Origin of the sequence: Flavobacterium sp. YJ01, from assembly GCF_029320955.1 — a bacterium.
GTDB lineage: Bacteria > Bacteroidota > Bacteroidia > Flavobacteriales > Flavobacteriaceae > Flavobacterium.
On record NZ_CP119757.1, the window covers coordinates 240402 to 267172 of the forward strand.

The following is a 26771-nucleotide window of genomic DNA, read 5'->3' on the forward strand; positions in this document are numbered from 1 at the left end:
GGACTATATCTATAGCTTCCAGCCTTAATTTTTCAATAATAAATTTAGATTACTATAACCATTATGAACAATACATTCGATTTTGGCATTGTTGGCTTAGGTGTAATGGGCCGCAATCTGCTGCTAAATATGGCCGATCAGAAATTTGCTGTTGCAGGCCTGGATTTAGATACAGAAAAAGTGTTGTCCCTTACTAAACAGGCAGACGCACAACAGCTCATTAAAGCCACAACAGAAGTGCAGGAATTTGTTTCACTCATCAAGCAGCCCAGGGCAATCATGCTGCTGGTACCCGCAGGAAAACCTGTAGATAATGCGATTGAAAACCTGCTGCCCTACCTTGATAAAGGCGACATCCTTATCGACGGGGGAAATACTTACTTCACCGATACGGACCGCAGGTTCACAGAATTATCATCCAAAGGCATTCATTTTTTCGGGATGGGAATTTCAGGAGGTGAAAAAGGGGCACGATTTGGTCCAAGCCTTATGCCCGGCGGTGACAGAAAGGCTTATGAAAGACTTCGTCCTGTTTTTGAAGCCATAGCAGCAAAAGTTGATGGCGAGCCATGTGTAGCTTATCTGGGTAACGGATCGGCAGGCAACTATGTAAAAATGGCTCATAATGGTATTGAATACGGCATCATGCAGCTTATTTCAGAGATATACGATCTTATGAAACGCGGCTGCAACATGGACGACGATACCATCCAAAAAACATTTGAAGACTGGAATGGCACTGAACTTCAATCCTACCTTATTGAGATCACAGCAGATATTCTTAAAAAAACAGATACCAACGGAAAGAAGCTTATCAATGTAATATCTGATTGGGCTAAATCTAAAGGAACCGGAAAATGGACCTCACAAAATGCGATGGACCTGCAGGTGCCCCTGCCTACGGTAGATGCTGCCGTGGCCATGCGTGATATGTCCAAAAACAAACCCGAAAGAATTCTTGCTGCCCAGAAATTGGTTTGGAATACACCGAAAAGCACTACAGATCTGCCTTTGTTGATTGAAGAACTTAAGGGAGCTTTGCATTTTTCCATATTAATTACCTATGCGCAGGGACTGGCATTGCTGACCACGGCCTCACAAGAATACAAGTACGGGCTGAACCTTGAAACAGTTACAAAAATCTGGCGTGGCGGCTGCATAATCCGTGCCGCAGTTCTGGAAGATTTCAGACTGGCCTATTTGAGAAATCCGGAGCTTCAAAATATACTCCTTGATGACAATATAGCCTCATCACTGAATGATAATCAGATCAGCATCCGAAATACCATACAATCAGCAGTTCAAAAAGGCATTCCTATTGCCGGGCTCATGAACTCATTGGCCTATTTCGATGCTTACAGATCAGAGTATCTGCCTACAAACCTTATACAGGGACAACGCGACTACTTTGGGGCACATACGTACGAACGTACTGATCGTCCGGGTATATTCCACACGCAGTGGAATGACTAAATTTTAAACGCAGCAAAATGAATAACGTCAATACTATAAAGCCAGCCATCATAATTGTTTTTGGAGCAACCGGTGATCTGGCTAAAAGAAAGCTTTTCCCGGCTTTTTACAACCTTTACCTTGATGGCCGTATGCCGGAAGAATTTAAGATCATTGCATTGGGAAGGGCCGAAAGCTCCGATGAGCAGTTCCGCGCCTATGTCAATGAAAACCTGACAGCGTTTTCCAGAAATAAAATAGATTCCCCGGAAAATTATCAGCAATTCGCTTCCCATATCACCTATCTCCAGAATGATATTAATCAGCAGGAATCTTATCAGGCCTTAAAGCAAGACATAGATCAGACAGACAAGGCATTTGGCAAGCGCGCCAACAGGCTTTTTTACCTTTCCATTGCGCCATCTTTTATCGCGGCGATATCAAATAACATCAAGAAATTAGACCTGGCTTCCAATGCTGACCAGGACCGCATTATTGTTGAAAAACCTTTCGGTTACAATAAAAGTTCAGCCGTGCAGTTAAACAAGCTATTGTCGCAGACTTTCAAGGAAGAACAGATATACCGCATAGATCATTATCTGGGTAAGGAAACAGTCCAGAATATCCTGGCTTTCCGCTTTGGCAATTCCATGTTTGAGCCTCTGTGGAACCGCAACTTCATTGATTCTGTTCAAATCACCGTTGCAGAAGAAGTCGGGGTTGAAGATCGAGGCGGCTTTTATGAGGATGCCGGTGCATTAAAAGATATGATACAAAACCACCTGATGCAGATTTTGACTATGGTGGCCATGGAAGCCCCTACATCACTGCAGGCAGATGAAATACGAAACCGTAAAGCTGATGTTTTAAAATCGATCCGCCGGATTACACCTCAGGAAGTCGAACATTATACTGTCAGAGGCCAGTACGATAATGGTGCTATTAAAGGAAAGTCTGTAAAGGGGTACCTTCAGGAAAACGGTGTTGCGCACAATTCTGCCACCGAAACTTTTGTGGCCATGAAATTTTACCTGGATAACTGGAGATGGCAGGGTGTGCCTTTTTATGTTCGTACCGGTAAAAGAATGAAGGAAAAACAATCCTCTGTCGTAATTCAGTTCAGGCCTGTTCCCCATTCTACCTTTTCTTTTGGAAAAGAAGGATTAATGCCAAACCGCTTAATTATAAACATTCAGCCCGCAATGGATATAAGACTGCAGTTTATGACTAAAAAACCAGGGCTTTCCTTATCGCTTAAACCGGCTGAGATGGTCTTCGACTACTTCTCATGCTCGGCCAAATCCCCGGAAGCTTATGAAACGCTGATACTTGATGCGCTGCTTGGAGACCCTACTTTATTTATGCGCTCAGATCAGGTCGAAGAAGCTTGGGACGTAGTGACAACAATTCAACAAGCATGGGAAAATGATAAGTTCTTAAACCTGCATAAGTATGAGGCCGGAAGCTGGGGTCCGCAGCAGGCAGATGCTTTGCTTGCACGTCAGGGACATGCCTGGATATCAAATACCTGTAATGAAGTCAAAGAAAAAGTAACAGATGATCAGTATTTTTAACAATAAGGAAGAGATGACGATACCTGCAGCTGAAATTTTTATCGCTGCGGCACAAAATTCAATACAGCAGCGCGGCCGATTTGTAACTGCCCTTACAGGCGGCACATCTCCTGCAGCCATTTACAAACTTTTGGCGACAAAATCCTACAAGGAAAAAATAGACTGGAATAAGGTCTTTGTATTTTGGGGTGACGAGCGATGGGTGCCGCTGGATAATGAGATGAGCAACGCAAAAATGTCTTCTGATTACCTTTTAAATCATGTAAGCATACCCAAAGCAAATATATTTCCAATGTACAGCTCTGGTGTGACAGCTGAAGATTATGCCTTTCAATACGAACAATTCATTAGAAATGTTTTGGGAGAGGACGGAAAATTTGATTTTATATTTTTAGGAATGGGAGACGACGGACATACGGCTTCACTTTTTCCAGATCAGGAGGTTTTGAAAGAAAATACGAAATGGGTATCTGCCTATTATCTAAAATCTCAAAATATGAATCGTATTACCCTGACAGCTCATTTAATTAATAAAGCCAGAGAGATTGTGGTACTCACTTTCGGGGAGAGTAAATCACAGGCACTGTACGAGGTTTTACACGGAGAATATAATCCGCAGAAATATCCAATGCAGTTAATTAAACCTGTAGATGGAAAACTTTTGTTCCTGACTGATAAAAACGCCGCACAAAAGTTTTCATAATTATCCGTTGCGCAGAATAGTATAAAAATAGTCCTTTAATTCTGTATATACTGTCTGCTTATCGCGGAGTTCTGATTCCTGCCAGTCAAGCAGATCCGTGATAAATGGGCTTCCCGAAAAAATCCTGGGTACAAAGGCTATTATATTGAGTGTTACAACATCGACATTTACCGTTTTAAAAAGACCCTCTGCCATACCCTCAAGGATTATAGTTTTAATCAGTTCATACTTTTTGCGGGTAGCCTGCGTAATTACTTCTTTAATCGAATCGTGATGTAAAAGGGTTATCTCCCGGCTAAGCAGGCGATGGAAGCTGCGATGGCTGTCAATATAGCTGCCATAAATTTCGAGGAAAGCATCTAATTTTTTATCTGCAGGTTTGCTGTTGTCCATTTTTGTGAGTGCCAGTTCATAGGCCGAAAACCTTCTCTTAAAAATAGTAAGATACAAATTCTCCTTCGAGCCAAAATGATAGTTGACCAAAGCCAGGTTCACACCTGCTGCCTTTGCTATGTCCCTAATGGAGGTATCGCTGTAACCTCTATCTGAGAATAAAGATTCGGCAGTTTCCAGAAGAACTTTTTTTATGGCCGTAATATTGTCTTTTTCCATGTTATTGTTACTTGTAAGGTCTCAGATCAAACTTTTTTTCAAATGTTATCACAATGTTTTTTTAAATAAGCATCTAAAAATGCCCTGAATAATAAGAAATACTACTGTGAGGCTAAGTTAAGGCGATATCAGACAGGTACCAATAAACTAGATTAAGAAAAATTCAAATAACATCCTGTAAAAACGAACAGATTTGAAGTACAGAAAAGCCTTGTATAATAGATTTTCCTTAAGCTAGATTAAGACTTAATCTTAAAATAGTTTAAGCACCAGCAGTTTATGATTGCTTAATTTTGAAGCATTAGAGTTACACTGGATAATTACAGGGATTTTAACTGAATTCCATGAATAAGTACAAATACTCAAGTACATCTAAAGTGGTTCAGATAAGCGTCTCAACAAGTTTAAGCTGCTCCTTATGCTTTAACTCTGCAAAAAAAATAAACTAAAACTAATAGGAATTAATTAAATGAAACGTAAAGAAAATATTGTGATCATTGGTGGGGGATTTGCAGGTGTAAATGCTGCTAAAAAAATACTGCAGATCAATACAAACAGTTTTGTCGGTTCTGTCGCATCTGTCAGAATCAAATATAAAAATTGAAGTAATTTAAAAGTTAGCCCGCCAATTTACAGAATGATTTAAACATAGTCATCCTTGGTCTAACCATTTGATTCTTTCTCAGCATATGCACAACTTCAATTCCGCTCAATGTTCGTCTTGCCGATTCAAAACTTTTAAAGCCTAACCCATTTTGTATCCTCCATTTTATAAATCGATGGTCCTGTTCGACAATATTGTTGAGATATTTACACTGCCGGATTTTAATCTTTGTGAATGAACGTTTGTTATAGACTTTGATAGCGGCAGTATTAGAACCGCTTTTATCAATGTTTACTACTCTTGGTCTGTAGTTATTACTAATTGCTTTAATTAGAAATGACTGCGCACTCATTCTTTGTCTTTTTCTGGTCAAAAGAAAATCAACCGTATTGCCTAATTTATCTACTGCCCTATATAAATAACACCAAATACCTTTTACTTTGATGTAGGTCTCATCCAATCTCCAACTCTCCCCCACTCTGCCTTTTCTCTTCTTCATTTCTGCCTCAAGCAAAGGTGCAAACTTGTAAACCCAACGCTGAATCGTCGCATGATCCACAATGACTCCTCTAATCTTCATTAGTTCTTCAACATCACGGTAACTAAGTGTAAATCTTAGCTTGAAATATACTGCCTGAAGAATTATGTATTTTGGATAACAATGACCTTTAGTATTCATCTTTTGATCGGTTTAAAATTCTAAAGATAAAAGTTATTCCCAGATGCGACAGAACCACTATCTATCATAAGTACAAAAAGCGTTACGGTTCCAAACGTATTGCTGCAGAACTCCAATTTATGGGATATAAAATATCATCCACGACAGTCTACAAATACATGCACGAACTGGATCTGCCTGTCAAGACAAAAAAAATTAAAGGAAATCCGGCATATCAAATATCTGTAAGGAATCTGAGCGGGCATTGAATTTTATCAGCAGTGCAACATCCCTATAGCGAATGCGTTTATCACATGTGCCCCTCAAGCCGAAAGCTGCAAAAGAAAGAAAGAAAGAAAGAAAGAAAGAAAGAAAGAAAAGAACACGTTCAAAAAAAACAATGTTCTTTCCTTGTGCAGCAAAATCGCAGTAATTAAAGCGGCGGCAAAAACAGTATAACGCATAACATAATCAGGCCGTAAATGGCAAACAGCACAAAAAGCTCTCTTTTATGCCGTCGCCTAATCTGAGCCAGTCTTGCTTTGAGTGCAGCCTTTTCTGACGCAATAATATCAAGGTATCTGTCTGGCATGTCTACAAAAATCTAAAAATGCATATACATTTATCGGTCCCATTTTTCTAAAATCCAGGCAGCACCTGAACACCGACCACCACTTTGCTGCTTCTGATTTTCTCATCGCTTCCGAAAGCATTCACTATTGCCGATATTCGGAACTGGTTGAGCATCGTCACTCCTGCTATTATCTTCCCGTTGAGAAATGGCTTTTCGTTATTGAGTCCCAGATTATTATAAAATTCATTTGTTCCTACGGTATAATTTGCATTTCCCTGCAGAAAAAAATTGAACTTCTTATTATCGGAAGAAATACCAAGATAGGCATTCAGCCCAGCTGTGCCATTTCCTGTAGACGTATTGACATTGCTGCTAAATCCTTCCAGATCCATCGCTCCTCTTAAATTGGCATATCCATAAAATGTGATCTGGTCACCGTTATTCTGGTTTGTTGTAAAAACTGGCAGGATTACGTCGAGATAAAAGTTGCCCCCTCCGTTTATCAGGCGGCTGAAAGCTTCCTGTTCGGTTTTCTTCTTTGTCTGTTCATCTGGCGCTTCTTGCGTATCGGCGCTCTTGCTGTTGGAAATCGAAAGCACACTGCCAAAGGATACGCGCAGCGCCCACATATTATCTGTTACCACTTCTGTCTGTACTGCGGAAGCATCACTGTTGGCGTTTAAGGCAAAAGAGTTCAGCAGTATGGTTTTATCAGTCTTATTGCTGTACATATCGTGAAAAAACTTTTTACGGTTAATTTTTTTCCATGAAGGAAAAAACCATGGAAATTTACCGAAAGCAGCCACTGTTTCATCCCTTTCAATCTCAAGGGCCGCTATTTCCTTTCTCTTTTTTGCTATCAGATTGTAAATGGAATCTATCTGTCCAAGCGTAAGCTTGTCGCTTTTCAGGCCTTGGGCGTATACATTATTGATGGTATCCCTTTTCTGATTGATCAATTTATTGAAAAGTTCGCTATAATCTTTTTTCGCATCTACATTTCCGTAAATCTGAAGGGCATTAATCAGATCGGTGTTTACCTGTTTTTCGGCTGTGATGGCGGCTATTTTATTTATGTCTTTCTCATTCTTAGCTTCCGCGTCCAGCGCATCATTTTTTGCCTTCAATGTTTCTACCTTATCATCAATTTTTTTGGTGTAGGAATCGCTGAAATAAGACACGCGCTGTGCTTCATTAATGGAAGGTGTCTGGGCCTGCAGCTTTAAAGCAAAGCAGATGAGAAGTACAGCAGAAATGTAATTTTTTCTCATGTTATTTTGGTTATTTAAGGGTTACTTGCTCGTAGTATTATGCATTAGTCCATAAGGAGCTATAGCACTGGTTTACAGTTCAAATATATACTTTTAAGATAATGATTCAACGAGTATTTATACGTATTTTTGTACTAAAAAAAAGAAAAAAAAACATTTATTTTTATTCAAAGCGGCAAAGTCTGCCGGATCCCAAATACAAAAAACAAAACATTCCGATTTACAGAGTGCAAAATCATCACTAAAAAAATCTATCTTGGCAGAAGCAGCATCAAAAAACAGAAAATGAAACCTAAATTGAACCAGAAGGCATAATTTTACGTATATTTAAAATAAAGACTCCGCATCATGGGAACCTCATCTATTATACAAGAAATCCTTCAAATTCTTTCTGTCAGATATGGGATGAGCTGTTCTCTGGAAGAACTGTCACAATTAATTGGCCCGGCCGTTGACACCTCCAAGCAAACCTCGAGCGGCAATCCGGCTGAAAAGGAAAAACAGGCATTAATACTGGAAACTCTCATCCTGCTCCACGATCGAGGTTTAATCTTTTTAGATTCCGCTACAGACAGAAGCGTGATTACAATAAAAGGACTGCTTAAAATCCATAATAGTATTTTATGCAATTAACTTCAGAATGATGCAGCTGCCCAGCTCATTTTCCTTTAATTGGAATGAAACGCTACGCGGTCAACCCTTCTTTTTTTTACCACCAGATTGAGCCTCATGGTCATTGACAATAGAAGAACGAAAGGTTTTGAGCTCGATCTTACAGTCGGGATTATCTGCGACCATCCCCACAAATTTACCTGACCTTAAAGACGGAATCTTCGATGGCGGCACTGCGGCTTTGAGCTGTCTGGGTACGGCTGCCAGCCTTATGATTATGATAACGAAACATTGGGCACATTTCTGCTTCCATTTGCATTTCAATATACCGGCAGTTCACTGCTCAGCATTTCAATTGTGGTGGGATTTTGGGGTATTATGTATGGACCATGCTTCCTAATTGGCGTCGGCCATATGGTATCGGCTGCATCTGATGCAAAAGAATTTGCGAACAGTCTTCAGACTTCGTTTGGAAATCTTGGTGTTTCCCTAGGTACTTCTATAGACGGGTGGTTTATTAATCATTACGGAATATCAATTACGCCATGGATTGGTCTGGCTTTCGGTGCACTGGCTGTAATTGTAATTTTTTGGAGAGCCTCGCTGGATAGAGCTATTAAAGCTGAGTACCTTTAAGATTTGTAAAAAATATTATTCAAAATTGAAGTCTTTGAAGACCGCATTTTTTTTGAGAAAAGTGTATATAATTTGATTCTTTTGTATAGCATACTCAGGATGGACTTGATTCTATTTTTAAACAAATGCTTAAGCCACATCTAAACCAAATCACCAAAACCACTGAAAGACAAATATCTACATATAATAAGCCAATTTCTTCAAATCATCCAAAAAAATGTTGAATTTATCCCGTCGGTCACTTAAAGAGACAACTATATAATAGTTGTCTCTTTTTTTATGCACTAATGTGTAGATTTTTTAAGCCTTTTGTTGTCCAACTGAGGATAAAAATTGATTCATTTCTTAACTATCATTTTGTTCTTATACAATCCCATTTTATTCTAAAAACTTATTTAAAACCATGGGGTCTAGATTTAATACTTTTCTATTCTTTCAAATTTTATTTATTAGAATTTTAAAACCGATTTCATTATTTTTATTTCTCAAATAACAAAAAAAATGGCTGGCGATTTCATAACATACAGAAAAATTGAAGCAGACCAATCGATTGCAGATTTTGTTGAATGCTTTTGGATGGCTGAAAATTCCAGCGGAATTGAAAAAGAAGTTATTGTTATGCCTGATGCCAGTTTTGACCTGATTCTCTCACAAGATCAGGATGAACCGTTTCAAATTTGCTTACTTGGACTTGGGACATCTTATGATAAAAGAAAAGTGGATGGAAATACCAAAATGTACTTTATCAGTTTCAAACTTATTTCGGCTGAATACTTATTTAATAGATCCATCGCAGATCTTATAAATGAATTTGAATTAATGCCCAATAATTTCTGGAGTTTTGGAAAAAATGACTTAACAGATTTTGATACTTTCTGTCTTAAAGCGACTAATATTATAAAACAATTAATTCCAAAAGACATCGATAACAGAAAGAAAAAACTTTTTGAATTAATTTATGCATCAAATGGTGAGATCTCAGTTGCCGAATTAGCTGAAAAATCTTTCTTGACCAGCAGACAAATCAATCGCTATTTTACCAAATATTTTGGAATCTCATTAAAAGTTTATTGTCGATATCTTAGATTCAAGGAATCATTCGAGCAGATAAAAAATGGAGAGCTTTTCCCTAAACTGGATTTTTCTGATCAGGCACATTTCAGCAGAGAAGTAAAAAAAATATCCGGAGTCAATCCCAGAGAATTGTATAGAAATCAGAATGACCGATTTATTCAAGTTTCTGCCATCCCTGATAAATAATTTTGTGCTGTAAATATTAAAAATACAGCATTATGTTATTGAAAGATAAAAAAGTAGCCATTATAGGCGGCGGGCCGGTAGGATTAACAACTGCAAAAATTCTTCATCAGAAAGGAATTGATGTAACAATATATGAAAGAGATTTGAATGCCCAATCAAGAGTATCTTGGGGAACACTTGATATTCACATAACTACAGGACAGATCGCTTTAGAAAAAGCGGGCATACTTGAAATTTTCTATCAGAATTCAAGACCTATAGGGGAACGTCAATTAGATACGCAGGGAAATGTACTGGAAGAAAACCTGCCAACAGAAGAAAATCAGCATGAAAAACCTGAAATAGACAGAAACGATTTTAGACGAATTTTTCTTGAAAATCTGCATCCAGATACTGTGGTTTGGGACTCACAATTGATAGACATTACTAAGAAAAAAGATCAATATAATTTAAATTTTAAAAACGGAACAAAAGCAACTGCCGATTTTGTAATTGTAGCCAATGGAGGCAGCAGTAATGCCAGAAAATTTGTTACCGACATCGAACCTAGATACACAGGTACATTTATTATACAGGGAGAGGTTTTAGACCCCCTTAAAAGCTGTCCAAGTTTTAAAAAACTCTGCGGTAATGAAAATACTGGGACGGGTGCTGAAGGCAAGTTTTTTTATACTCAAACAAAATCAAAAGGTGCTCTAAATTATTTTATCTCTTTTCGTGCAGATGAAAATTGGGCCGAACAAAACAATATAATTTTTTCCCAGCCAGAGTCTGTAAAAGAATATTTAAACAAAATTACCAAAAACTGGCATCCAACCTTTAAGGAATTATTTGACGCCACAGATAACTTCACAGGTCTTCCTATGCGAAGAATGTACCTGGACCAGCCATGGAAAAGCCAAAGCGATATTACATTAATTGGTGATGCAGCGCACCTGATGCCTCCGTTTGCAGGTATTGGCGTAAATATAGGCTTATTAGACGCTCTTCATTTAAGCACGAATCTTACTGAATGCAATTTTCCAGACACATTATCAGCTGTTAGAGATTATGAGCAAAAAATGTATGTTTACGCTCATGAAGCCCAGCAGCAAACTGCTATGGCTGAAGAAATGATTCATTATGATGACGAAGAAAATGAAGATGAAAGGAAACGAGCCAAAGAAGAATGGGACAATAAACTGAGAGGCAGGTAATCAACATATAACCCCTACAGGACATACAAACCGCTCTTGAATAAAAATTCAAAATAATTATCTTACAAATTCACCTGAAAATAAGCTAATTTCTTTAAATCATTCATGAAATGGTTTGTAAATTGTTCAGTAAGGTCACATAAGGAGACAGCTAGCAAATAGTTGTCTCTTTTTTTATACACAAACTTATAGATTTATCAAGCCTTCACAGCCTAATATCTGTGGTTCGATTTTTTCACAAGAAATTCTTAGCCTGTTTGAAATAAACAGTCTTAAAGTGTTGCTATTAGAGATTTAATCGAATCTCGAGCATGGTTCGAAATCCCGTTAAGGATATAGATATTTTTCTCTACTGCTTTATCGTATTTTTTTGATACTAAATATAGTAATTTTAAAATAATTTTAGCTTGCTTCTCACCTACCCTGAATTTCCTTTTTGAAAATACAGCAAACTAAATAGGCAAATTATCCGTATTTTAATAAAATTTAGAAAATATTCTATAATACCAGTTAACAACAAAAACTTTACCTATTTTACCAAAAAAAGACGGTATATGAATTACCTAAACCGCCTATTTATCTTCTATTAATTAAGATACGAAATTTACTGAGCTCTAATGAAAGTCTTCTTTTCTGCTCCAACTCCTGTAATTGTTACTTTTTTCCAATTTTTAGGCAATACTGATTTGACTTGTTTAATACCTCCGCCTGCATCTATATCCAAACCTCCGAATCCCATCATAACTGCCTGCAGAACACCCCCGGCACCTGTTGCAAAATAAGGGTTTGTTCCGCCCTTGCATTCTGCAATGACCCTAAAGGGAGGATTTAGATTTGGCTGATAGGCATCTTTAAACCAATGATAAGCCTGATCGCTGTCTCCTAAACGGCTGTACAGCAATGAAAATATGGCTTGTGTCATAGCTGGTGTATCGGAATGGGGTATTTTAGTTTCATAGAATTTTAAATCCTTTTCTATTTGATTTCTGTCAGTTATAATCTGCAATGGATATGCCAGCAGATTGACGTCGGCCTGCTTAATATTCTGATCTGAATAGCTGTCGTGTTCCCGCGTCACACCGTTGCTCATTTTTGAAATAGGAATTTTTGTAGCGATCAGATTCCATTCCTTTGGAGCTGTACCGCCCAAAACAGCTGCGCATTTAGATGCATACTGCAGATTTCTGATAGCTGTTCCGTTCGTATAAGCATTATTGTCAATATTCTCAGCCCATTCATCTGCTGCAACAACATTCTTTATTTCATACTCACCTTTATCATTCTTCTCTACTCGGCTCGCCCAAAATTCTGCAGTTGCTTTTAATATCGGCCATCCTTTTTCTTTCAGCCATTCCTTGTCCCCCGTAACCAGGTAATACTGCCAGGCCGCAATAGCAACATCTCCCGTGATATGATGTTCAAATGCTCCCGTTAAAGCATTGACTGGAGTTTCTTCAGATCCTGAATCTGCACTTTCCCAAGGATACATTGCGCCGTCATAACCATATAACGCAGCTTTTTTACGTGCGGCATCCAATCTCTGAAAACGATACTCAATCATGCTTTTAGCTATGTCAGGATGAAGCAATAGCATCGGAGGAAACATCCAGATTTCGGTATCCCAAAACACATGTCCGTTATATCCCAGCCCGCTAAGTCCCATTGGAGATGGAGAAAGGGATGTGTTTTTTCGTGTGAAGGAATAGAGGTGATAAAGCATGCTTCTTACGTCCTGCTGGGCCTGGGGATCATCCTCTATTTGTATATCGCTCTGCCATAAGGTATTCCATTCCTGCATATGCCTGTTTAAAAGCCTTGACTTTCCTTCTAAGGCTGCATAAATAGTCAACCTTTCTGCTTCATTATAAGGATCATTTATATGATCTGATGATATAAGGCTGCCTATCAAAGCAAAAGAATAGGTCTGGCCCGCTTTTAGTTTTTTGTCAAATGACATGGCATGCATATCAGCGTCATTCATTCTATGCAGAATCTCAGGCTGCTGCTTTTTTCCTTCATCAAACAGAAATGTATTTGAAACAGCTATTTTAGATCTTCCTCTCGGCGTATAGGCGACAGAAGTCAATAATGGTATATTGATATGGGCATTTGTAATATTCTGAAAATAATTCTGCTGATTATTAAGTGACGAAGGAGTCTCCAAAAGATTCTCCACGTTGATATCCACATCTTTTTGTGTATTTACACTGACTACCATCATCACGCAATGCGGAAGATGTCGCAAAGCATAGTATGAATAAGTTACAGAAGCAAAATCCTTAAATTGAAAAGAACCGGTGAAAGCTCCATTGCGCATATCCAATTCCTGTTTATAATTATTAATATTATAGGTCTGCACAGATTCACCATTAAAAGCCAGTCTTATATTCAGCAGATTGTAATTTGGAATGAAACTGCTAACCCTGCCGCGCTTGTAGATATCGTAAGTTCCTGCCAATACGACTTCTTTCACCTTTAAAGGCTCTGGCGATGAGATGATTCCGATCATGCCATTGGCCACCGTTTCTCCATAATAATTATTGGAATCCGGTTTATCAGCCGAAAGCTTCCATGGATCCTGGCTATACAGATAATTGCTGCCATATAGCATCAAAAAAAAGAAAACAAGATTAAATATGTATTTTTTCATCTTAGATAAGTTTAAATATACAAGAGGTTAGTTATAATGCATAAAGATCGCTGCAGTCTGTTTAACAGCAACGATCCTTAAAAAAAACTAATTAATTAAATTTTTAGTCCATTTAGGTCTTTATCTCTTTTTTTTAGCTGTCTCAGCTACTGGATAAAAACTAATTGCATATCCTCCACCCGGGGCCGAATACTGCGAAAGCTTTGAATTGCTTGTCACAACAACTTTACGGATGGTGTAGGCCTGAGTATTAGTTTTATAATTTGCGTCTTTAGCATCAGCATAAATTGTAGCAGTATACTTTTTGCCTTTTTCAAGAAATCCAAGATCAATATTAGATACACGTCGAGTTTCTCCATTTACATTTCCTAAAAACCAGTTGTCAGTTCCTTTGGCCTTTCTGGCTACTGTAATATACTGTCCCGGTTCAGCTTCAAGATATCTACTGTCATCCCAATCCACCGCAACATCTTTAATAAATTGGAAAGCATCTGCAAAACGTTCATAGTTTTCAGGAAAATCTGCCGCCATTTGCAATGGACTGTACATGGTTACATAAAGTGCCAATTGATTTGCAATAGTAGCATTTACATGTGAACCATTTGTAACATCCATTTCAAAAATTCCCGGAGTATAATCCATCGGTCCCCCTATTAACCTTGTAAAAGGCAATATTGTAACATGGTTAGCATTATTTCTGTCATTACCGAAAGCCTGATACTCAGTTCCTCGCGCAGATTCATTGCCGATAAGATTAGGATAAGTACGTGCAATACCGGTTGGACGCACCGCCTCGTGCGCATTTACCATAATCTGGTAATCTGCTGCTTTTTCGACAGCATATTGATAATGATTATTTGTCCATTGGCTGTAATGCGTTTCGCCAAGTGGAAGTATATTACCTACATATCCGCTTTTTACAGCATCATATCCGTATTGCTTCATCAATTTGTATGCAGCATCCATATGGCGTTCATAATTACGTACAGCTCCCGAAGTTTCATGATGCATAATAAGTTTTACATGCTTTGCATGTGCATAATCATTTAATCCTTTCAGGTCAAAATCAGGATATGGCGTAACAAAATCAAAAACATAATCTTTCTCGTGGCCAATCCAGTCTTCCCAGCCTTCATTCCATCCTTCCACCAACACGGCATCAAATCCATTTTTAGCTGCAAAGTCTATATACTTTTTTACATTGGTATTAGTGGCACCATGTTTTCCATTTGGTTTGGCTTTAGAGAAATCAGTAACGCCAAGCTGAACTGAAGGAAATTCATCAGTGTAAGACCAAGTGCTTTTTCCTGAAATCATTTCCCACCATACACCCACGTATTTTGTTGGTTTAATCCATGAAGTTTCTTGAATTTTACTTGGTTCATTTAAATTATAAGTCAATTTCGAAGCCAAAATGTTACGAGCATCATCACTTACAATAACAGTTCTCCATGGCGTTTTGCAAGGTGCCTGCATCTTGCCTTTATCCCCATGCGAATCAGGGGTCAGCCATGATTCAAATACAAAATTTTTATCATCCAGATTAAGATGCATACAAGAATAATTAATTAGAGCTGCTTCATGAAGGTTAATATACAATCCATCCTGGCTTTTCATCATCAGTGAAGTCTGCACACCGGTTGGAGAGAACGAAGTCTGCGAAGCATTCCCTTTTGTATATGCTTTTTCCATCAAGCCTCTTATTTCAGAAAGTTTTGAAGTGGTATAATTGTATTCCTGCGTATCATAGTCTCCGGGAATCCAATAAGCGGTATGATCTCCCGCCATAGCAAACTGGGTTCGTTCTTCTTTAATGGTGAAATAAATCAGGTTATTTTGCTGGGGAAATTCATAACGGAACCCCAGTCCATCATCAAAAAGACGAAATCTAATGATCATTTTTCGATCCGTTTGTTTTTGGTTTAAAGTTACCGCCAATTCATTATAATGATTACGAATTGACGCTACTTCTCCCCAGACAGGTTTCCAATTTTCATCGAAAGAACTGGCTTTAGTGTCTTCTATTCTAAAATCATTTACTAATGACTTATTATCATTTTTAAGGGTAAAACCTAACTTGCTTGTTTTTATGACATCTTTGCCTTTATAGATTAGTTTATAAACCGGAGTTCCGTCTGCCTCCAGGGAAAAGTGCATTAAAAAGTTGCCATCTGGCGATTTTAAATCCTGTGCATTGGCAGAAAAAATGCCAAACCACAAAATAGCGGTGAGAAAAAAGTGTTTCATTGTGAGTATAATAATTTTTAATTTTTAATTGTGATTACTGCATTTTTTCCAGAATCAGGAATCTTTACTGTGATAACATTTTCAGCTTCATTCCAGCTCCAGTTTATTTTTGCAAAATCGGCTTCAATATTTTTCTCCATCGCATCTGCTTTAACATTTTTAATTTTTTCTCCACCTGCAAAAATATCCTTAGGTTTGCTTGATGTATGAATTTTTAAAATGAAATTCCTTGGACCGGCAGGACTATATCCTTTAGATTCACGCTCGCCTATAGTAATCTTGATATCTTCATTTGTTGCCTTTGAACTTATCTTGGTTTTACAAAAGACATCTCTTTCGTAGTCACGGCTTTCCCCGTCGTCTTCATAGAATACAAATGAAGTCTCTTTATTTATATTAGCTGGAAATATTTCAAATGTAACCGGGTATACTTTCTTTTCATCAATGTACTGCATTACAGGCATCTGTGGTATTATGCTGCCTTTCTTTACAAAAACTGGAATTGTATTTAGCGGGGCATCAACTGTAATCCACTGCTCCCCTTTATACTTGGTTTTGCCGTTATTAAAATCAATCCACTCTCCTTCAGGAAGGTACACCTCTTTAGTAACAGCACCTTGTTCTACGACCGGTGCTACCAGCAGTTCTTTTCCAACAAGAAACTGCCCATTTAATTTAAATGTTTCTTTATCATTCGGATATTCCAACAGCAAGGCTCTCATTATCGGAAGCCCCGTATCATGGGCTTCGCGGGCATAAGTATACAGATAAGGGAAAAGCCTGTATTTCATCTCTATACTTTTTCGGCTTATATTTTCTGCCTCCGTTCCGAATTTCCATGGTTCCACCGCGTTACCACCTTCATGATGCGCACGGCTAAGTGGCGTAAAAACACCAAACTGCAGCCATCTTACATATAATTCTGCCATAGCATCATAATCCTTTATATCCCCGCAGTACCCTGAAATATCACAGGTCCAAAACGGAATTAATCCCATACCAGCAGAAAGACCCACAGGAATCTGATTGGCCATTTGTTTCCATCCGTCCAGCACATTGCTGCCATTTCCTGAATCGCCGCTCCATCCGAAAGTATAACGCTGCAGTCCCGCATAAGCCGATCTGGTCATTTGAAATATTCTCTTATTTGGATTATGCTTATAAAACTGCTCGGTTACTACCTTATCCCAAGTAAATCCATATACATTATGAATCTCGTTATGCATTCCAAGATGGTGTTTCATATTGAGTCTGTCAACAGCGTCTTCATTGCTCCATGCCGGTTCTCCCATATCTGTCCAAAATCCACGTACCCCATCATTTAAAGGCTTCTGCTGATAGCTGCCCCACCAATCTGCAACTTCAGGTTTTGTAAAATCTACAACCCCGCAATTGCCTCCCCAAGGCCATGGCATATCATAAGATTTGCCTGTTCGGATATCTTTTACAAGATGACCAAGCGCATCAGCCTCTTTCCATTGTTTCTGGTTTGCCTGTGAAATAACGGGATCCTGTGATACAATCATTTTAAAGCCCATATCGCTTAAATCTTTTACCATTCCTTTTGGATTGGTATAATTGTTTTTTCTCCAGTCAAAATCCTGAAGCCCCTCTGTCCAGCCTATATCCTGATAGATAATATCACATGGGATTTTTCTTTTTCGGAACTCTGCAGCAATTTCCCTTGCCTGATCCTCACGTGTATAATCTCCTCGACATTGCGAAAAGCCCAAAGCCCATTTAGGCGGCATAATCGGTTTCCCAGTTAAGGCTATATAGTTTTGTATTATCTGCTTGTAATCATTACCAAACATAAAGTAGTAGACCATCTGCCCAGCCGGGGCTTCAAATGAATAATAATCATTACTCTCACTTCCGAACTTAAATTCTGTCTTATAGGTATTGTCAAAGAAAATGCCGTAACGGTAACTGCTCATAAAAAAGGGAATGCTTTTGTAAAGCGGATCTTCATTAACGCCATAACATGGCTGATCGCTGTTCCACATTTTATAAGCACTTCCACGACGATTCAGGTTCCCTGATTTTTCACCCAATCCAAAAAATTGTTCGTCATTTCGTAAAACTTTATTGGTTCTTATTTTGCCACTATCATAAACAAATCCTTTTTCAGCATAATCACTGAAAAGAAGTTTTTGATACTTATCAAATATCTGTAACTGAAACGGAGCCTTATTTACCCGTATTCTCAGCTGCTCGGTAAAAATTTCATAGGTCGATGGTTCCTCCTTTACATTAACGGTACCTTTCCAGCCTAGATCTTCTTCTATAACTGCAAAAGATTCATTATTCCTGACAAAATTTCCATCGGCAGACACCCATATTTTAACGACTTCACCGCTGCATAACTGAAGCATGACTTTTGAATTATTTGCACAGCTGAAGACAACTTTATTTCCATTTACTGAATAAGAGGTACAATTCCCTAAATACTGCTCTTTCTTTTGCGAGTATGCTTGAGAGACCAGAATACAGAAAATTACGCAGCAGTAAAAAATAGATTTTTTCATAATATAACATATCGATTAGTTTAAGCATTGAAAATACATCCAGCGCTTGCAGAAATGTGTTCCGCTCGAAAAGCTTAACACGAGTTTATAAAAATTGCCCCATGGAAATGGGGCAATTCTCAGTAGTTTTGGGGCTATTCAACTACAATCATTCCCCAATATTGAAGTGACGGCACTTTAAAATTCACCTTGTCCCCATTTTGAGAAAATGAAAGTTCAACAGCTGCACCTCCATTATAGTCTGGTGAAGCGTACCAGATTCTGGTAACTTTGCTGCTATGGTTTAAATTAAGCATCGCCTGCTTAATTACATCTGGAACTTTTTGTGTTCCGTCAGTATCTCTCCAATTCAAAGAATTAGCATTAGTAAAATTCAAAAGATGTATTACTTCTCTGCTGCCAACTTGTTTTCCCACTGCAGCAACTTTGCCCATAGTTGGAGGCCAGCTGCCTAGATTCAGCTTTCCGTCACCAGTGGCAATGGTCGGATTTGTAAAAGTTCCGCCATCACGAAGAAGGTTTTGGTAAGCCGTCATAAAATCGTAATATTCCAAAAGTGAAGATTTCAGCTCCGCACTCATGCTTAGGTTTTTATTTGGAAAGTACTCCTTACCCAGCATATGCTCACCTAATTCCAAATGAGATCCTCCAAAAGCAAATATGACAGCATCCGTCAAAAGTACACCTGGAGTATTAAACATGCCTTGGTTATTCGCTTTATTGTAGTTCATATAGGCCGCTAATACAGTATTTTTACTGTTATTGCTGTAAGCTGCATTATCTGCAAGAACTTGTGTCAAATCTTTAAACCCTTCATTAGGAGACCATACTTCAGTGTATAAAAAATCAAGTTCTTTACCAGCCATTTCTTTTTGTCCATATTGATTTACTGCGTTCATAACCAGTTTTTTATTGGTATTAGCAGACTTCATAGCTGAAATAAAAGGAGGGAATGCATTTTTCAAATCAGCATTTGTACCATCATATCTGAAAACATTACCTCTGTCGCCAAGCTGGTCAATATGAAAACCATCAAAATCATAAACTTTATAAACATCATCATTTTTCTGCCCTAGATAGCTCTGCCATGCTGTGTTAGCAGGATCAGTAATGTAAATGTTACTGATAAACGGCCATCCTAACTCATGCTTGTCTTTATCATTATGGTTGGCATCTTTATAGACAAACTGCTGCGGTTTGATAAGATTTGGGTCGTAATCATTCAAAACCCCATAAGCAAGGTTATAAAACATTGCTTTCATATTTTTGCTATGGGCCTGGGCTATATAGCCTGAAACTGTGCTTCCATATACCTCTCTGTTAATTATATCCTTCCATACCGGCATCGGATTTGAGACTGTACCCGCCAATGGCTGATGCTGTCTGTACTGCCAATCATAGAATTGGATTCCATTAATATGATAATCCTTTAGATTATCTATAACTGCGGTCCTGTCCGATTCCGAAATATTACCAAACTCCGATAGAAATCCATAACGGGGAAATTTAGCCCAATCTGATGACACGTCAATACCTACAGTACCCAAAATAGTTTGGGTACCGTCAGTATTTGTCTGGTAAATGGCAACCATGTACCCTTGAAAATCATCAGAAGGCGGAAGCCAGCTCCATGAAGTTCCGCTAAAAGTTTCCTCCTTAATAACTTTTCCAAGATGGGTATAGCGAATAAGAGAACTATTAAAAACTTTATCCGCTGTAAAGTTTACCGTTTCACCTGGTTTATAACTGGCTTTATCTGTTTTAAGGGTAATCTTTGCAATAACTGCATCTTCCGCATATTCAATCTTTCCATTGTCATCGTCACTTTGGCATGATGCAAAACTTAAAAAGAGGCAAAGAAAAAACAGCTTTATTATTTTATTTGTAATACTCATCTTTAGTTGATTGTAAGGACATTTGTTGAAAGATCTAATGTAATAGTATGGTTGCCTGCCTGCGCTGCGCTTACCACCCATTTATTATCGTCACCATCACATTTATCACGTATAGTAAAATTTGTATTAGTAATCGCCTGGTTTGCTGATACCGCTGTAATTTCAGTACCCTCACACCAATTGGTATTGTATTTTGTAAATTTAAATTCCCCTGCAGTCAAAGGTCCGCTGTACGTATAGACACTTCCGTTTTTAGTCATCGGAAGCAGTGATCCCATATTCCATCCATTTGGTGTGGCACTGCCGATCAGATAAACTTCAACAGGGGTAATCTTGATAACGTTTGTGCTTATATCAAGTGTAATTTTGTATCTTCCTGCAGTTTGCGTCGTAACCTGCCATGAATTATCAACATCACAGCCTGAATTTTGTGCTACTCCAGTTTCTGTTAATACTTGATTATTTACCAGAGGTCTGAACCATTCTCCGCACCAATTGCCTTTTGCACCAGCAAGTATCTTAAAATTTCCTGGAATTAAAGTAGCTTCATATGTGAAAATAAAAGGATTATCTGTTACGGTAAAAGCTTCAGGAGTATCGATATTCCATCCACTTGGACTTGCATCGCCAACAATCCATAATTGTGTAAAAGCAGGACTACTTTGTTCTTCAATTACAATCGTTAATTTTAAGATGTTAACTGTAATTTTGTACAATCCCGCTTTGGTAATTTCCCATTGAAGATCAGAACCGCTTCCACCCGAATTATAAACTAACTTGCCAGCATCTGCACCGTCTTTTGTGTAAAAATCCTGACAAAAGCAAGAATCGGTATTTACTGCAAACTTAAATTTTCCTTTGCTTAATTGTCCAGAATATACAAAAACCACAGGATTAGCTGTCTGCGCGGTCAAAGCCGAAGCTTTTGTAATATCCCATCCATTTGGCGAGGCATCACCAACCATAAATAATTCAGTTGATAATGGTTTGTAAGGTGTTAAATTAAAATCGACTACTGAAGTTTGCGGCGCTACACCCTTATCGCCAAAAGTTGCTGTAATCCTAGCCTGCAAAGCAATCGCTTTGCCTGCCTCTCCGTTGAAAGTAGTAAGCAGTATCGAATTTAATGTTGCCACATTGATATCAAAGTCGTATCTGTTTTTTCCAAAATCATATTCGACCGCATTAGCGAAATTATTCTCTTTCTTATCAATTTCCAGTTTATATGAAATCGAAGCGCCTGTTCCCTTGTTATCGCCTGTACTCCACTTAAAACTGAATTTTTGCTGAAACATGCTTTGGTCCAAAACCATGTCGGTACTGCTCAACGTCAGCTTTAACACATCAGCACTAAAATTTTTAGCCTGAAGATCATCATTGCTGCAGCTTGACAAAGCTGCAGATAAAAACAACAAGAAAACAATCGCGCATCTTGTCCAAACTATATAATTTTTATTTTTTTTCATAGCACTTCAATTTTAGTAGCCTGGATTTTGGCTTAAATTAGGATTTCTGTCACGCTCAATTTGCGGTATTGGAAGAAGCAAATGATGCTGATCCGCATTTGTTTTACCAATAGAATGAAGAAAATCCAATCCGTACTGTCCATTTTCCACTCTTATAAGGTCAAACCATCTTTGCCCTTCAAATGCTAATTCTATTCTCCTCTCATGCAGAACCGCATCTCTAAATGCAGCTTTACCAAGTCCAGTATTAATGTTAGCCAAACCTGCACGTCTGCGCACCAGATTAAGCGGTGTTTCTGCCTGTGAAGTATTCCCTAATTCATTAAGAGCCTCTGCTTTCATTAATAAAACATCAGAATAGCGAAGCACAGGGAAATTCAGCGGGCTGTTATCATAAGAAGGTGAAATGCTTAGCGGTACTAAAAACTTTCTTAAATTATATCCTGTCAAGGAATAGGAAGCACTGTAAGGGATTCCCGCAAAATCAGGGCATCCCTGATACAATACCGTTTTATCCTTACGAAGATCGCCATTCTCATAACTGTTAAAAAACTCCTGAGTTGGCTGGCTCCATCCGTAAGCTCCTGCTACCATATTAGAACTTCTTGGCCCTGTAAAAGTACTTGCCCATGAAGCCTGATTTTCATTACTCCAAAAATCATATCCTGCATTGGCAGCATATTGAACTTCAAAAAGAGATTCCTTAGAATTTTCAGTTTCAGTCCTGAAATTGTCGCTGTAATCTGCATTCAATCCATATCCCATTGTTTCCAGTTTTGTCGTTAGATCGACAACCTGCTGCCAATTGCTTAATGTAAGATTTACTTTAGCCAATAAACCAATTGCAGATCCTTTACTTGCACGCCCTTTATCTCCCTCTGACATTTCCTGCTTGGTAGGAAGCATGGCAACAGCTTTTTCCAAATCACTTAATATCAAAGCATATACTTTATCTTTTGATGTACGTGATGGATAAAGATCGCTGTTTGAATTTTGAGGCTCAGTAATTAATGGAACATCGCCAAAAAAACGAACTAAAATAAAATAATACTGTGCTCTTAAAAAGTACGCCTCGCCTAAACATCTATTTTTAACTGATTCGTCAATATTTAGCTTTGGTCCGACTGATAAAACAATATTTGATCTCAATATTCCTGGCCATGGTCCACGCCATAAGTCCAAGACCCCTTCGTTACTTGGAGTTGTAACAAAATTAGATAAGTTCGTGGTTTCAATTCCATCTTCACCTCCGCCGGCACCAACAATGCTGTTGCCTGCAAATATATCACTGGTCCACATTCTGAAATTATATAGTTTTGGCCATTGCAATGGCTGATAAGCACCGTTAACCATTGTGATTAATTCCTCAGCATTGGTAGGATAATTTCCGGTATTGATAGTATCTGGCTGCGTTTTGTCTAAAAAATCATCACTGCACTGCACCATTACAAATGATAGCATTACCATTAAGCCTATTTTTATGTGTTTCATTTTCATAATTTTAAAATCCAAGATTAAGTCCAATAGAGTAATTTGTTGTAACCGGGTATACGCTATTATCAATACCGTTTACCGAAACTTCAGGGTCAAATCCTTTGTAGTTTGTAAAAGTCAAAACATTCTGCGCTGAGAAGTATAATCGAATTGATGAAAATACATTGTTAAATACGCTCTCTGGAAAATTATAGCTCAAACTCACATTTTTTAATCGCAGATATGAACCATCTTCTACAAACCTGTCAGAAACTCTGGCATTGCTGTTAGGGTCACCATACACTGCTCTTGGCATACTATTACTCGTTCCAATGCCTGTCCATCTTCCTAAAGTTGCCGCTGTCTGATTATTTGCAACAGACATAGATTCTGTATACATACGATTGGCATTGTAGATGTCATTTCCGTATACTCCTTGAAAATAAACTGTTAAGTCAAAATTCTTGTAAGAAAATGTATTATTAAGCGAATAGGTGAATTTTGGATTAGGATTGCCTAAAAACGTTCTGTCTTTATCGTTAATGATTCCATCATTATTAAGATCCTTGAATCTTACATCTCCAGGCGCAGTACTTGTTGCCGTATTAGAACCAGGCATCTGCACTGCATGATTATTTACATCAGTCTGTGTTTGAAAAATACCGTCAGTTACATACCCATAAAAAACGTTTACAGGGTATCCTGCCTGAATTAGGGAAATGGTACTGTTCAATCCTGTGCTTCCAGTTATAATTGGCGTATCACCGTTTATACTGTCAACTTTGTTTTTGTTGTAAGAAAAAACAGCATCTGAAGACCACTTGAATTCATGAACCAGATTTTTTGTTGATAATGACAATTCAATACCTTTGTTTTGAATTTTCCCAGCGTTTATTGATGGTACATAAATATCTGAATATCCTGAAGTTACAGGTACAGACATCGGGACTAACATATCATTGGTGTTTTTCACATAGGCATCAAAAGTTAAATTGATTCTGCTATCGAAGAATGACGCATCCAGACCAACATTAAACTGTTCCTGACCTTCCCATTTTACATTTGTATTCGGAAGTACAGTAGGCACAACTGCGCTTACATAATTGTTATTAAAATTATACATAACCGTATTGTACGATGAAGAAAATGCATAATTTCCAATATCCTGATTTCCGGTAATACCATAACCAACTCTTAATTTCAAATCGTTGATAGCTGTTACTTTCTCCATAAATTTCTCTGATGAGATCCTCCAGGATAAAGCACCTGATGGAAACCATCCCCATTTATTTCCTTCACCAAAACGAGAAGATCCATCCCTTCTAATTGTACCGGTTACATAATACTTGCCATCATAGTCATAATTCACCCTTGCCAAATATGACATAATTGCCCATTCAGAAGCATTACCTCCTACTGTCGGCTGTAATGTACCATTGTCTATCTGCTGTGTTTCATCACTCGCAAATTTCTGAATAGAGCCGTTTAAGAAATCATACTTATTAGACTGCGAACTGCTTCCCACAACTGCATTTACATTATGTGCGCCAAAATGAGCATCATACGTCAGCGTGTTATCCCATAAAACTGTAATACTTCTATTTGTTCCTTGTGATAGATATGAATTGGTCTGAACATTAGAGCCCCATGAATATTTTGGCGACCAGGTTCTGTCAAACCAGAAGTTGGCTTCAACCCCACCTAAAGACTTAAACACTAAGTTTTTCAGCAAATTGATTTCTGCGAAAAGGTTCCCTTGAAGATTATATCCTTTTGTTGATCTTTCGACAGTTGTGGCTTTTCCGATTGGATTTGTAATATCTCCATAATAAAGAGGGTTTCCTGTAGGTCCGGTAAAATTTCCATTTTCATCATATATTGGCTGGGTAGGATTTGCTAATAACGTGTTACGGATATCATATGCACCGCTTTCTTTTATATCGTGTGCAATTTTAACACTGTTTCCAAATTTTACTTTGCTGGTCACTTTAGTATCAGAATTAAACTGCACAATGAATCTTTCATAATCAGTATTTAAAACGATACCTTTTTGGTTAAAATAATTAGCAGAAACATAGATATTGGATTTTTTTGTTTTATTCCCATAAGATAAAGTATAGCTGGACATCATCTCTGGATTGAATAATGTTCCAACCCAGTCGGTTCCTGTTCCCAAAGAAGCGGGATTTGTCCATAATGGATTAGGATTAAGTCCTCCATTAGTCATCATATCATTATTTAACGATGCGTATTGTGAAGCATTCAGCATCTTTACCACATTTGAAGCATTTTGCACTCCCGTAAAAGTATCGAAAGTCAAAGTTGAACCTTCTTTTGTCCCGCCTCTTTTAGTAGTTACAATCACAACTCCATTTGCTCCCCTGGAACCATAAATTGCTGTAGAAGAAGCATCTTTAAGCACGCTGATCGATTCTACATCATTCATATTAACTTGGTTAAGTCCTCCATTCAAAGGCATTCCGTCAACTACGATTAGAGGGTTATTATTAGCAATGGTTCCTGTTCCCCTCACTCTAAAAGTGACGTTAGATCCCGGTTCTCCGCTCGAAATGACCTGCACACCGGCAGCCCTTCCCTGCATGGCCTCGCCAATATTGGCAACAGGCTGATTTTTCGTTTTGGCTACATCGATTGAAGCAACAGCCCCAGTTAAATCTCTAGCTTTGGCTTTTCCGTATCCGATTACTACAATATCTGTCAGCGATACTGCTTCCGGTACCAACTGAATCTCCAAATTTGTACCTGCTGCAGAAATTTCTTTGTTGGAGTATCCAATATATGATATTACTAAAACAGCATCGGAAGTATTTACCTTAATAGAAAATTTTCCGTCGAAATCTGTAGTAGTACTTGATGCGGTTCCTTTTATTGTTACCGTCGCACCAGGTAAAGGCTCATGCTTTTCATTATATACGGTTCCTGTAATTGTCTTTTGCGCACTTTTAATTGCAGGACCTTCCTGCTGTTTTGCAACGGCAAAAGCGCTATTGCTGCCACAAAGTGCTGCCAGCATAAAAAGTACAAGGATAAAATCTTTGATGGATGTCCTACGAACATCAATTTCATGACATGATCTCATTTATTTTTTTGTTTGGTTAGTAAATCGTTAGTGTTAGTTTTTTGAAGTAAGATTGGTTTTTCTATAATCCCGATTTGTTACATATTTTTAATTAATAATTCACGTGTTTTAAAAGGCCTTTAAAAAACTACGAAATCCAATAATACATTCGGATCAAAGCAAAGGAACAAAAAAACACATGCGAAAAATGCATGTATGCAAAACGTATAGAAAAAACAAGCAATAAAGTGGATTAAAAAAACCATATATACCTAATAAAT

At 38.0% G+C, this 26771-nt stretch carries 18 protein-coding genes; 8 read left to right on the forward strand and 10 right to left on the reverse strand.

The annotated features are described in order from the left end of the window. Positions 1-63: 63 nt before the first annotated feature. The 3 genes from gndA to pgl are packed head-to-tail and all read left to right on the forward strand — an operon-like array spanning position 64 to position 3729. The gene (gene gndA / locus P0R33_RS01165; protein ID WP_179003768.1) at positions 64-1473 is read left to right on the forward strand and encodes an NADP-dependent phosphogluconate dehydrogenase; all 1410 of its coding nucleotides are present in this window, start codon (positions 64-66) and stop codon (positions 1471-1473) included. A 17-nt stretch (positions 1474-1490) separates the two neighbouring features. Beyond that, positions 1491-3026 (forward strand): glucose-6-phosphate dehydrogenase, encoded by a 1536-nt coding sequence (gene zwf, locus P0R33_RS01170; RefSeq protein ID WP_179003767.1) that lies wholly within the window; start codon positions 1491-1493, stop codon positions 3024-3026. Beyond that, positions 3010-3729: a 6-phosphogluconolactonase gene (gene pgl, locus P0R33_RS01175; protein WP_179003766.1), complete on the forward strand. Its 720-nt coding sequence runs from the start codon at positions 3010-3012 to the stop codon at positions 3727-3729. Before zwf ends, pgl begins: the two co-directional genes overlap by 17 nt. Here pgl and P0R33_RS01180 read toward each other — a convergent pair whose 3' ends face one another. Beyond that, entirely contained in the window at positions 3730-4341 is a 612-nt protein-coding gene (locus P0R33_RS01180) for a TetR family transcriptional regulator (RefSeq protein WP_179003765.1), read from the reverse strand. A gap of 469 nt (positions 4342-4810) precedes the next feature. Here P0R33_RS01180 and P0R33_RS01185 point away from each other — a divergent pair, with 469 nt between their 5' ends. Then, entirely contained in the window at positions 4811-4945 is a 135-nt protein-coding gene (locus P0R33_RS01185) for a hypothetical protein (protein WP_256871092.1), read from the forward strand. Between the two features lie 13 nt (positions 4946-4958). Here P0R33_RS01185 and P0R33_RS01190 read toward each other — a convergent pair whose 3' ends face one another. Next, positions 4959-5624, reverse strand: coding sequence for an IS6 family transposase (locus tag P0R33_RS01190; protein ID WP_276173709.1), 666 nt, complete (start codon positions 5622-5624; stop codon positions 4959-4961). A gap of 618 nt (positions 5625-6242) precedes the next feature. Then, positions 6243-7448: a hypothetical protein gene (locus P0R33_RS01195; RefSeq protein ID WP_179003764.1), complete on the reverse strand. Its 1206-nt coding sequence runs from the start codon at positions 7446-7448 to the stop codon at positions 6243-6245. Between the two features lie 348 nt (positions 7449-7796). On the opposite strand from P0R33_RS01195, the gene P0R33_RS01200 reads away from it, so the two are divergent. From P0R33_RS01200 to P0R33_RS01215, 4 genes are all read left to right on the forward strand, one after another. Further along, a complete protein-coding gene (locus P0R33_RS01200; protein WP_129022528.1) occupies positions 7797-8081 on the forward strand; it encodes a hypothetical protein in 285 nt (94 codons plus the stop codon). Positions 8082-8438: 357 nt separating this feature from the next. Then, the gene (locus P0R33_RS01205; RefSeq protein ID WP_206733576.1) at positions 8439-8696 is read left to right on the forward strand and encodes an MFS transporter; all 258 of its coding nucleotides are present in this window, start codon (positions 8439-8441) and stop codon (positions 8694-8696) included. 501 nt (positions 8697-9197) lie between these two features. Then, positions 9198-9956 carry an AraC family transcriptional regulator gene (locus tag P0R33_RS01210; protein WP_129022529.1) on the forward strand — a complete coding sequence of 253 codons (759 nt, stop codon included), beginning with the start codon at positions 9198-9200 and terminating at the stop codon, positions 9954-9956. A 32-nt stretch (positions 9957-9988) separates the two neighbouring features. After that, the gene (locus P0R33_RS01215) at positions 9989-11152 is read left to right on the forward strand and encodes an NAD(P)/FAD-dependent oxidoreductase (RefSeq protein WP_129022530.1); all 1164 of its coding nucleotides are present in this window, start codon (positions 9989-9991) and stop codon (positions 11150-11152) included. A gap of 604 nt (positions 11153-11756) precedes the next feature. Here the strand turns inward: P0R33_RS01215 and P0R33_RS01220 are convergent. The 7 genes from P0R33_RS01220 to P0R33_RS01250 all read right to left on the reverse strand — a co-directional run bounded on the left by P0R33_RS01220 (position 11757) and on the right by P0R33_RS01250 (position 26511). Then, positions 11757-13661 carry a glycoside hydrolase family 65 protein gene (locus P0R33_RS01220; protein ID WP_276173712.1) on the reverse strand — a complete coding sequence of 635 codons (1905 nt, stop codon included), beginning with the start codon at positions 13659-13661 and terminating at the stop codon, positions 11757-11759. 261 nt (positions 13662-13922) lie between these two features. Further along, a complete protein-coding gene (locus tag P0R33_RS01225; RefSeq protein ID WP_129022531.1) occupies positions 13923-16049 on the reverse strand; it encodes a glycoside hydrolase family 97 protein in 2127 nt (708 codons plus the stop codon). 17 nt (positions 16050-16066) lie between these two features. After that, complete coding sequence (locus P0R33_RS01230) at positions 16067-18577, reverse strand: TIM-barrel domain-containing protein (RefSeq protein WP_179003762.1); 2511 nt, start codon at positions 18575-18577, stop codon at positions 16067-16069. A gap of 134 nt (positions 18578-18711) precedes the next feature. Beyond that, entirely contained in the window at positions 18712-20472 is a 1761-nt protein-coding gene (locus P0R33_RS01235) for a glycoside hydrolase family 66 protein (RefSeq protein WP_276173714.1), read from the reverse strand. 2 nt (positions 20473-20474) lie between these two features. Then, positions 20475-21938, reverse strand: coding sequence for a SusF/SusE family outer membrane protein (locus P0R33_RS01240; RefSeq protein ID WP_073411945.1), 1464 nt, complete (start codon positions 21936-21938; stop codon positions 20475-20477). A 12-nt stretch (positions 21939-21950) separates the two neighbouring features. Beyond that, on the reverse strand, positions 21951-23429 hold the full coding sequence (locus tag P0R33_RS01245; protein WP_164974985.1) for a RagB/SusD family nutrient uptake outer membrane protein: 1479 nt from the start codon (positions 23427-23429) through the stop codon (positions 21951-21953). Between the two features lie 10 nt (positions 23430-23439). After that, positions 23440-26511: a TonB-dependent receptor gene (locus P0R33_RS01250; RefSeq protein WP_179003761.1), complete on the reverse strand. Its 3072-nt coding sequence runs from the start codon at positions 26509-26511 to the stop codon at positions 23440-23442. Positions 26512-26771 lie beyond the last annotated feature (260 nt).

Bases quoted from the DNA above. Each gene is read 5' to 3' on its own strand.
- gndA (WP_179003768.1), top strand. From the start codon at position 64: ATGAACAATACATTCGATTTTGGCATTGTTGGCTTAGGTGTAATGGGC.
- zwf (WP_179003767.1), top strand. From the start codon at position 1,491: ATGAATAACGTCAATACTATAAAGCCAGCCATCATAATTGTTTTTGGA.
- pgl (WP_179003766.1), top strand. From the start codon at position 3,010: ATGATCAGTATTTTTAACAATAAGGAAGAGATGACGATACCTGCAGCT.
- P0R33_RS01180 (WP_179003765.1), bottom strand. From the start codon at position 4,341: ATGGAAAAAGACAATATTACGGCCATAAAAAAAGTTCTTCTGGAAACT.
- P0R33_RS01185 (WP_256871092.1), top strand. From the start codon at position 4,811: ATGAAACGTAAAGAAAATATTGTGATCATTGGTGGGGGATTTGCAGGT.
- P0R33_RS01190 (WP_276173709.1), bottom strand. From the start codon at position 5,624: ATGAATACTAAAGGTCATTGTTATCCAAAATACATAATTCTTCAGGCA.
- P0R33_RS01195 (WP_179003764.1), bottom strand. From the start codon at position 7,448: ATGAGAAAAAATTACATTTCTGCTGTACTTCTCATCTGCTTTGCTTTA.
- P0R33_RS01200 (WP_129022528.1), top strand. From the start codon at position 7,797: ATGGGAACCTCATCTATTATACAAGAAATCCTTCAAATTCTTTCTGTC.
- P0R33_RS01205 (WP_206733576.1), top strand. From the start codon at position 8,439: ATGTATGGACCATGCTTCCTAATTGGCGTCGGCCATATGGTATCGGCT.
- P0R33_RS01210 (WP_129022529.1), top strand. From the start codon at position 9,198: ATGGCTGGCGATTTCATAACATACAGAAAAATTGAAGCAGACCAATCG.
- P0R33_RS01215 (WP_129022530.1), top strand. From the start codon at position 9,989: ATGTTATTGAAAGATAAAAAAGTAGCCATTATAGGCGGCGGGCCGGTA.
- P0R33_RS01220 (WP_276173712.1), bottom strand. From the start codon at position 13,661: ATGATCGGAATCATCTCATCGCCAGAGCCTTTAAAGGTGAAAGAAGTC.
- P0R33_RS01225 (WP_129022531.1), bottom strand. From the start codon at position 16,049: ATGAAACACTTTTTTCTCACCGCTATTTTGTGGTTTGGCATTTTTTCT.
- P0R33_RS01230 (WP_179003762.1), bottom strand. From the start codon at position 18,577: ATGAAAAAATCTATTTTTTACTGCTGCGTAATTTTCTGTATTCTGGTC.
- P0R33_RS01235 (WP_276173714.1), bottom strand. From the start codon at position 20,472: ATGAGTATTACAAATAAAATAATAAAGCTGTTTTTTCTTTGCCTCTTT.
- P0R33_RS01240 (WP_073411945.1), bottom strand. From the start codon at position 21,938: ATGAAAAAAAATAAAAATTATATAGTTTGGACAAGATGCGCGATTGTT.
- P0R33_RS01245 (WP_164974985.1), bottom strand. From the start codon at position 23,429: ATGAAACACATAAAAATAGGCTTAATGGTAATGCTATCATTTGTAATG.
- P0R33_RS01250 (WP_179003761.1), bottom strand. From the start codon at position 26,511: ATGAGATCATGTCATGAAATTGATGTTCGTAGGACATCCATCAAAGAT.